Genomic DNA, 7302 nt, shown 5'->3' on the forward strand with positions numbered 1-7302 from the left:
GCTCCACTTCCCCCGCCGCGATCGAGGACAGCAGGGATCCGGCCCAGTCGCTCGGGGTCTCCTGCACCGTGTCGCTCGCGGGCTGCTGCGCCTGCTGGGCGAGCGTCACGTCGTCGAGCACGAGGTAGCTCACCTCGCCGGGCATCACGAAGTACAGCCGCTCGCGGGCCTGCGCGCGGATGAACGCCGGGTCGGACCAGCGGGTGCGCTGCTCGTCGAGGTTCTGCGCCTGGGTCTTGGCCGCGTCGACCGAGCGCTGCAACTCGGCGATCTCGGCGCGCTGCTCGACGAAGTTCTTGATGCTCGGGGCGAGCACGACCACCGCGAGGATCATGATCCCCATCACCAGCAGCGTGAAGCCGGAGCCGCGGTGGGATCGCCACTCGGCTCCTCCTGCGGCGCGGGCGCGGTCTGCCCGGGCCGCGCGGGGGCCGCGGTGGCGGTGGGCGAGGCGCTGCTCGGAGCGGGAGCGGCGGCAGTGCCGGTCGCCGTGGGGGAGGCTCCGGGAGCGGTCGGGGCCGTCGCGCTCGGCGTGACGGTGGGGGCGGTCGTCGCCGCCGCGAAGGTCACGTCGATCCACGGGCTCGGCGGGCTGTAGTTGCCGGCGCTGTCGCCCGCGATGGCGGAGACCCGGTGCGGGCCCGCCGCGATCGTGCCGCCCGTGCAGCTCCAGGCGCCTCCGCTGACCGCCGCATCGCAGGTGTTGACGCGGTCGACGTAGACGTAGGCGCGGGTGCCGTCGACGCCGGTCCCGGAGTAGGAGGCGCCGCTGAGCGGGAGCGCGGCACCGTCGGACGGCGAGCTCAGGGCCGGGGCGAGCGGAGCGGCGGTGTCGACCACGAGGGTCACCGGCGCGCTCGCGGGCGAGGCGGCGCTGCCGGCGAAGGAGGCGGTCTGGGTCGCGGTGACGCGGTAGCTGCCCGGCGCGGGAGTCGGCGCCAGCTGGCAGAACCAGGCGCCGCTGGAATCGGCGGTCGCCAGGCACGCCGCACCGCCGTTCGAGACCGCGGCCACGCTCGCCCCGGGGTACGCCGTGCCGCGGACCGAGCCCGCGGAGGTCGCCGAGCCGTCGACCGACTCGATGACGGGGGCGCTGAGGACGGCGATCGGGACGGCGGCCGAGGTGGTCCCGCCGCCGGCGAGGAGCTCCACCGCGACCAGGGTCGCCGGCCCGTCGTCGAGGGAGACGGCGCAGCTCCAGCCGCCGTCGGGGCCCGCGGTGGTGATGCAGAGGGGGTCGCCGCCGCCGCGGAGCCCGATCTGCACCTGGTCCCCGGCCGTCGCCGTGCCGGTGACCGTCGTCGCTCCCGTGCTGAGGACCGCGCCGGAGGAGGGAGCGGTGATCGCGAGAGCGGCGGCCTGCGCGGCCGGAGCGGCCAGGCCGGAGACGGAGGCGACGGCCGCGAGGAGCACCAGCAGCAGGGCGGCCGTGCGCCGCGGGGATCGGCGGAGTCGGGGCACCGGCACGACCGGTGAACCCCCCGGTACTGCCACGTCGACGCCCGATTTCACGATGCGTCCATTGCACGGGGGCAGGGGGGAGCTGTCAAGCGCGCCGCACCACTGTTCCCGGATGTACACCATCCGGAGGACGCGTCTCAGCCGGTCGGGGGAGTCGGGGAGATCCGGGAGAGCGCTTCCGCGAGAATATACCCGTCGATCAGATCCGGAGGACAGTGGAATGCGCGAAGACGAGGCCCGCGGGCGCGATCGGCGGGAGGTGCGCGTCGAGGCCGCGCGCTTCGACGATCCGCGCGAGCTGGGCGCACTCCTGCCGCCGGGCCTGCGCATCGGACTGGCGCAGAGCGCCTTCCAGACGGAGGGCTCCCTCGAGACGGGCGGCCGTGGCCGGTCGGTGTGGGACGACTTCGCGCTGCGACGGGGGACGATCGCCGAGGAGGCCACTCCCGAGATCGCGACGGACTTCCTCCTGCGCTGGCGCGAGGACCTCGCGCTGCTGGTCGATCTCGGCGTCGACGAGCTCCGGCTCTCGGTCTCGTGGCCCCGGCTGCAGCCCGACGGCCGCGGGCCGATCGACCGCGGAGGGCTCGGCTTCTACGACCGCCTGCTCGACGGGCTCGCCGAGACGGGGATCCGGGTCGCGCTGACCCTGCACCACCGCGACACCCCGTCGGCGCTCAGCGGCGGCTGGATGAACCGCGACACCGCGTTCCGCTTCGGCGATCTCGCCTTCGAGCTCGGCGGGCGGTTCGGCGACCGGGTCGCCGACTGGATCACCCTCGACCAGCCGTCGACGGTGATGCTCGAGGGCTACGCGCTCGCGCGGCAGGCGCCGGGCGCCGGCCGGCTGTTCAGCGCCCTGCCTGCGCTGCACCACCAGCTCCTCGGGCACGGCGTGGCGCTGGAGGCGCTGCGGGCGGCGGAGGTGACCGGGAGGATCGGCCTCGTCGACGCGCTCGCGCCGGTCGAGCCCGCCTCGGACGACGACCGGGACCGCGCCTTCGCCTCCCTGGCGGACGTCCTGCGGAACCGCCTGGTGGCCGACGCCGTGCTGACCGGGTCCTACCCGGTCGGACCGGAGGAGCTGCCGCCGTTCCTCGGCGCCCTCGCGCAGGCGGATCCGGTCGACCTCGCGCGCATCTCGGCTCCGCTCGACTTCTACGCGGTCGCGCCGCTGCCGCCGCTGCGGATCGTGGCGGGCCGCGACCCGGCGCTGCCGACCGGGGTGGGCACTCCTCCCGCGCTCCCCTTCCACACGGCGCCCTGGCCGGAGCTGGACCGCACGGGCGACGGCTCGCCGGTCGCACCCTGGGCGGTGGTCTCGGTGCTGCGGTCCCTCGTGGAGCGCTACGGCGACGCCCTGCCGCCGCTGGTGGTGACCGCGCTCGGCGCGAGCTACCCCGACGAGCCCGATCGCGAGGGTGCGATCGTCGACACGGAGCGGATCCGCTGGCTCGGGGCTCACCTGGCCGCTCTCGCCGAGGCCGTCCACGACGGACTGCCGGTGGAGGCCGTGCAGCTCTGGACCCTGGTCGACGCGTTCGAGTGGCAGTACGGCTACAGCCGCCCGCACGGGCTCGTGGCCGTCGACACGCGCAGCCGGGACCGCGTGCCCAAGGCGTCGTTCGACTGGCTCCGGCGCGTCCTCGACGCCCGCTCCTGACGCGGGGGCGTGCGAGACTGCCGCCGTGCGCAGCATCCTCGCCCTCGCCTCCGTCCTCCACGCCGACCCCGCCCCGGTGCTCGCCGCCCTCGCGGACGTCCTCGCCGCCGACGGCGCCTACGAGCGGCGGGGGAGCGGGCTCGAGCGCCGACTCCCCGTGCTCGGCGTCGAGCAGTGGCGGGTCCTGGCGGACGAGGAGGGGGCCCGGGTCGAGTGCGAGCTGGTCGCCGCACCCGCCTCGTCGGCGCTCGCCGGGGTCCTCCTCCGGCGGCGGATCCGCGAGGCGCCGGACCGGTTCCGCGCGGTCGTGACCGCTGTCGCCGACGCGGTGGAGTGACGCTCCGGGGACGCCCGCGCCAGCGCCCCCCGAACGGGGAATGCGCGGGCGCTCGCCGCTGTTGTCTACCGATGACGGGACGGGGCTCGGCGCCCCGCCCACCGGACAGCTCGGAGGAGCCAGAGGCAGATGGCAGGAACAGGGATGAACAAGGGTCGAGGGGCGCGCGGCAGTGACGACGAGATCGTCTACCGCCGCCACGCGAACGGACGCGGCATGGTCGCTCCCGGATCGCGCGTCTCGGCGACCGCGTACGTGGAGACCGGCGCCTACGTGGAGCCCGGCGCGACCGTGGGCGAGCGCGCCTGGATCGGCGCGGGCAGCTGGGTCGACCGCGACGCCATGATCGGGCACAGCGCCTTCATCGGCGCGAACGTGCACGTCGGGCCCGAGGCGATCATCGGACCGGGGGCGCGGATCGGGAGCTACTCCCGCATCGGACGCTCGGCCGTGATCGCGACCGGCGCCCGCATCGACCGCGACACCGTGGTGCCCGACGGCGCCCGGAAGGGCATCGACGAGGCGAGCGAGAGCGGCCGCCGCGCGGCCTGACCCCCACGACCCTGTTCCGCCGGCTCCCCGGAGCGGCGGAATAGGGTCGTTCCATGTTCGAACTCCACCACCTCAGCGCCCAGGAGCAGTGGGACTGGCTGCAGCGCGGAGAGGTCACGCCTCTCGAGCTCGCAGATCACTACCTCGCCCGGATCGAGCGGTGGAACGGGGAGCTGGGCGCCTTCGCCACGGTGACCGCCGATCGGGCGCGGGAGCGGGCGTCATCGCTCGGCACCGGGCCCGGCACCGCTCCGCTCTGGGGCCTGCCGAGCGGCGACAAGGACCTCTGGCGGCGCGCGGGCGTGCGGACCGCATTCGGATCCCGGCTGCGCGAGCACCACGTGCCCACCGCCTCCGACGAGATCGTCGAGGTGCTCGACGAGGCGGGAGCGGTCAGCCTCGGCAAGACCGCGGCGCCCGAGTTCGGGATGCCCTCCTACACCGAGACGCGGATCGGCCCGCCCGCCGTCACGCCCTGGGACACCCGCCTCGGGGCCGGCGGATCCAGCGGAGGAGCAGCGGTCGCCGTCGCGGCGGGACTGCTGCCGTTCGCCCCCGCCTCGGACGGCGGCGGGTCCATCCGCATCCCCGCCGCGGCCTGCGGCCTCGTGGGACTGAAGCCCTCCCGCGGACGCGTCGCCGCGCTCTCCGGCATCGGCGGAGTCGGCGGCCTGACGGTCGCCGGGCCGATCACCCGCTCGGTCGCCGACGCGGGCCTCCTGCTCGAGGGCATGCTGGAGCGGACGAACGGCCGCCTCCCGCAGCGCTGGTCGCTCGGCGCGCCCGGTGACGGCGACGGCTCGTTCCTCGGCGCCGCGGTGCGCGGAGAGGGGCGCTTCCAGATCGGCGTGCTGACGGACTCGCCCTGGGACGAGGAGTACGAGATCGCTCTCGCGCCGGAGGCGCGCGCCGCGCTGGACGAGGGGATCGCCGCGCTGGCCGCCCTCGGCCACGGGCTCGAGGAGGCGTCGCTGCCCCCGAGCGCCCCGTACCCCGCCGCGTTCCGGACGCTGTGGCAGAGCGGCGCGGCGACCCTGCCCGTCGAGGGCGCGGACCTCGATCTGCTGGAGCCGCTGACCCGCTGGCTGGTGGAGGAGGGACGCCGGCGCTCCGCCCGCGAGATCGTCGAGGCGGCGTCCTGGCTCTCGGGCTACGAGCGCGCGGTGATCGCGGCGTTCTCCGGCGTCGACGCGGTCCTGACGCCGTCGCTGGCGATGACGCCGCGCCCCGTCGGCTGGTACGACCTCGAGGATCCCGAGCGCAATTTCGAGCAGCAGTGCCTCTACACGCCGTACACGTCCTTCGTGAACGTGAGCGGCCTCCCCGCGATCACCCTTCCGCTGAGCACCACGGAGGAGGGCCTGCCGATGGGAGTCCAGCTGATCGGGCGACCCGGCGGCGAGGCGACGCTGCTGGCGATCGGCGCACAGCTCGAGCGGCGGGCGCGCTGGCAGAGGCGGCACCCGCCGCAGTGGTGACGGGGGGAGGCCGCAGTCGTGACGGGTCCGGGCGCGGCCGCACGGCGGATGGTCAGGTCCGGCTCTGGTCACTGAGGTAAGCCTTGCCTATACTCGAATACGATGTGCATGTTCGAGGACCACGACGGCTCCGCGCCGGTCGACGTGAAGCAGTTCCTGATCGCGGGCGACGAGACCGTCGTGCCGTGGATCCAGAGCATCCTCGACGCCCTCCCCGCGAACGCCCGCGGCCAGGTCTTCGTCGAGGTCGACGACGCGCGCGGACTGCCGCCGCTCGCCGCCCCCGGACGGGTCTGCGTCACCTGGCTCGGCCGCTCCGAGCGCTCGGGCGCCCCCGGCACCGGTGAGCGCTGCTCCCGCGGAGTCGCGCTCGACCGCGCGGTCCGGGCCTGGGTCGGCGAGATGTCGGTCGTCGACGGCGACTACCCGTGGGCCGACGGCCGCCACGACTTCTGCGCCTGGATCGGCGGGGCCGGCCCCGTCGTCGCCGAGCTCGCCGCCGACGTCGAGGCGCGCCTGCGCACCTCCGCCGAGCACGCCGCGCGCTGACCGTCCGCCGGGCGTCCCGGCTGAGTGTTAGGCAAGGCTTACCTTCTGTGCGAGACTGAGGCGATGCCTCCGACGACCGCCGCCCCCGCCCGACCGGCCTACCGGCCGTACCTCGCGACCGTCGCCGCAGCGACCCGGATCGCCCCGCACTTCATCCGCGTGACCCTCACCGGCACCGGCCTCGACCACGTCGGCTGCACCGGCCCCGACCAGCGCATCAAGCTCGTCGTCCCCACCGCCGCCTCCGACGCCCCCGCCTTCCTCGCCTCCGTCTCGGACCCCGACGGACCCGACGGACTCGACCCCGACTGGTACGGCCGCTGGCGACAGCTCCCCGACGAGCTCCGGAACCCGCTCCGCACCTACACCATCCGCGCCGTCCGCCCCGAGGACGCCGAGGTCGACATCGACTTCGCCGCCCACGGCGACACCGGACCGGCCTCCGCCTGGGTCGAGAGCGCCCGCGTCGGCGACCAGATCGTCATCATCGCGCCCGACACGCGCTCCGACCTCCCCGGCGGCGGAGTCGAGTTCCACCCCGGCGCCGCCACCTCCCTCCTCCTCGCCGGCGACGAGACGGCCGTCCCCGCCATCGCCGCGATCCTCGAGAGCCTCGACGACGACGCCACCGGAGCCGCGTTCCTCGAGGTCCCCACCGCCCACGACCGCCTCCCGCTCCACCACCCCGCCGGCGTCCACATCACCTGGATCGTCCGCGCCGACGCGGCAGCCCCCGGAGCGGCCCTCGGCGACGCGGTCCGCGCCTGGGCCACCCGCTTCCTCACCGCCCACCACCGCGGCGTCGACGTCAGCGACATCGACGTCGACCACGAGATGCTCTGGGAGGTCCCCGACGAGAGCACCGACCCCGGCCTCTACGCCTGGATCGCCGGAGAAGCCGGCGCCGTGAAGCTGATCCGCCGCTGCCTCGTCACCGAGCTCGGACTCGACCGGAAGCGGGTGGCGTTCATGGGGTACTGGCGCCTCGGCCGCCAAGAGTCCAACTGACCCGGAGCGCCGCAGGGCGACGTTCTGCGGCGTTGTCGTCGGGCGCGATACCGCCGGTATCGCTTCCTCCTCCGCCTTGCAGAACGACGCCCTGCGACGCTCCGGGCACTGCTCGTAGGGGTGCGGCGCGCCGGAGGCGCGACCGCGGGGGACAGCGCGCCGGGGGCGCGACCGCGGGGGACGGCGCGCCGAGGGGGCGGCCGAGGCGCCAGTACCCCATGAACGCCACCCGCTTCCGGTCGAGTCCGAGCTCG

7 protein-coding genes and 1 pseudogene are annotated in these 7302 nt (G+C 75.3%); 6 read left to right on the plus strand and 2 right to left on the minus strand.

Going from position 1 to position 7302, the window contains the following annotated elements:
* Positions 1-172: 172 nt before the first annotated feature.
* Positions 173-343: pseudogene (locus C5C27_RS18820) on the minus strand (septum formation initiator family protein); the annotation flags it as partial.
* Entirely contained in the window at positions 343-1461 is a 1119-nt protein-coding gene (locus tag C5C27_RS07675) for a hypothetical protein (RefSeq protein WP_181133474.1), read from the minus strand. The pseudogene C5C27_RS18820 and the gene C5C27_RS07675, both read right to left, overlap by 1 nt.
* Before the next feature lie 220 nt (positions 1462-1681).
* On the opposite strand from C5C27_RS07675, the gene C5C27_RS07680 reads away from it, so the two are divergent.
* From C5C27_RS07680 to C5C27_RS07705, 6 genes are all read left to right on the plus strand, one after another.
* Positions 1682-3124, plus strand: coding sequence for a glycoside hydrolase family 1 protein (locus C5C27_RS07680; protein WP_181133475.1), 1443 nt, complete (start codon positions 1682-1684; stop codon positions 3122-3124).
* A 25-nt stretch (positions 3125-3149) separates the two neighbouring features.
* Entirely contained in the window at positions 3150-3461 is a 312-nt protein-coding gene (locus C5C27_RS07685) for a hypothetical protein (protein WP_104250106.1), read from the plus strand.
* 144 nt (positions 3462-3605) lie between these two features.
* Positions 3606-4013, plus strand: a complete 408-nt coding sequence (locus C5C27_RS07690; RefSeq protein ID WP_104334124.1) for a transferase — start codon at positions 3606-3608, stop codon at positions 4011-4013.
* A gap of 53 nt (positions 4014-4066) precedes the next feature.
* A complete protein-coding gene (locus C5C27_RS07695; RefSeq protein WP_104314046.1) occupies positions 4067-5491 on the plus strand; it encodes an amidase in 1425 nt (474 codons plus the stop codon).
* Between the two features lie 102 nt (positions 5492-5593).
* On the plus strand, positions 5594-6040 hold the full coding sequence (locus C5C27_RS07700) for an SIP domain-containing protein (protein ID WP_104314047.1): 447 nt from the start codon (positions 5594-5596) through the stop codon (positions 6038-6040).
* Positions 6041-6103: 63 nt separating this feature from the next.
* On the plus strand, positions 6104-7048 hold the full coding sequence (locus tag C5C27_RS07705; protein WP_104314048.1) for a siderophore-interacting protein: 945 nt from the start codon (positions 6104-6106) through the stop codon (positions 7046-7048).
* The last annotated feature ends 254 nt before the right edge of the window (positions 7049-7302 follow it).

The organism is Rathayibacter sp. AY2B7, from assembly GCF_002931635.1.
GTDB lineage: Bacteria > Actinomycetota > Actinomycetes > Actinomycetales > Microbacteriaceae > Rathayibacter.

Bases quoted from the DNA above. Each gene is read 5' to 3' on its own strand.
- C5C27_RS07705 (WP_104314048.1), top strand. From the start codon at position 6,104: ATGCCTCCGACGACCGCCGCCCCCGCCCGACCGGCCTACCGGCCGTAC.
- C5C27_RS07680 (WP_181133475.1), top strand. From the start codon at position 1,682: ATGCGCGAAGACGAGGCCCGCGGGCGCGATCGGCGGGAGGTGCGCGTC.
- C5C27_RS07700 (WP_104314047.1), top strand. From the start codon at position 5,594: ATGTGCATGTTCGAGGACCACGACGGCTCCGCGCCGGTCGACGTGAAG.
- C5C27_RS07690 (WP_104334124.1), top strand. From the start codon at position 3,606: ATGAACAAGGGTCGAGGGGCGCGCGGCAGTGACGACGAGATCGTCTAC.
- C5C27_RS07695 (WP_104314046.1), top strand. From the start codon at position 4,067: ATGTTCGAACTCCACCACCTCAGCGCCCAGGAGCAGTGGGACTGGCTG.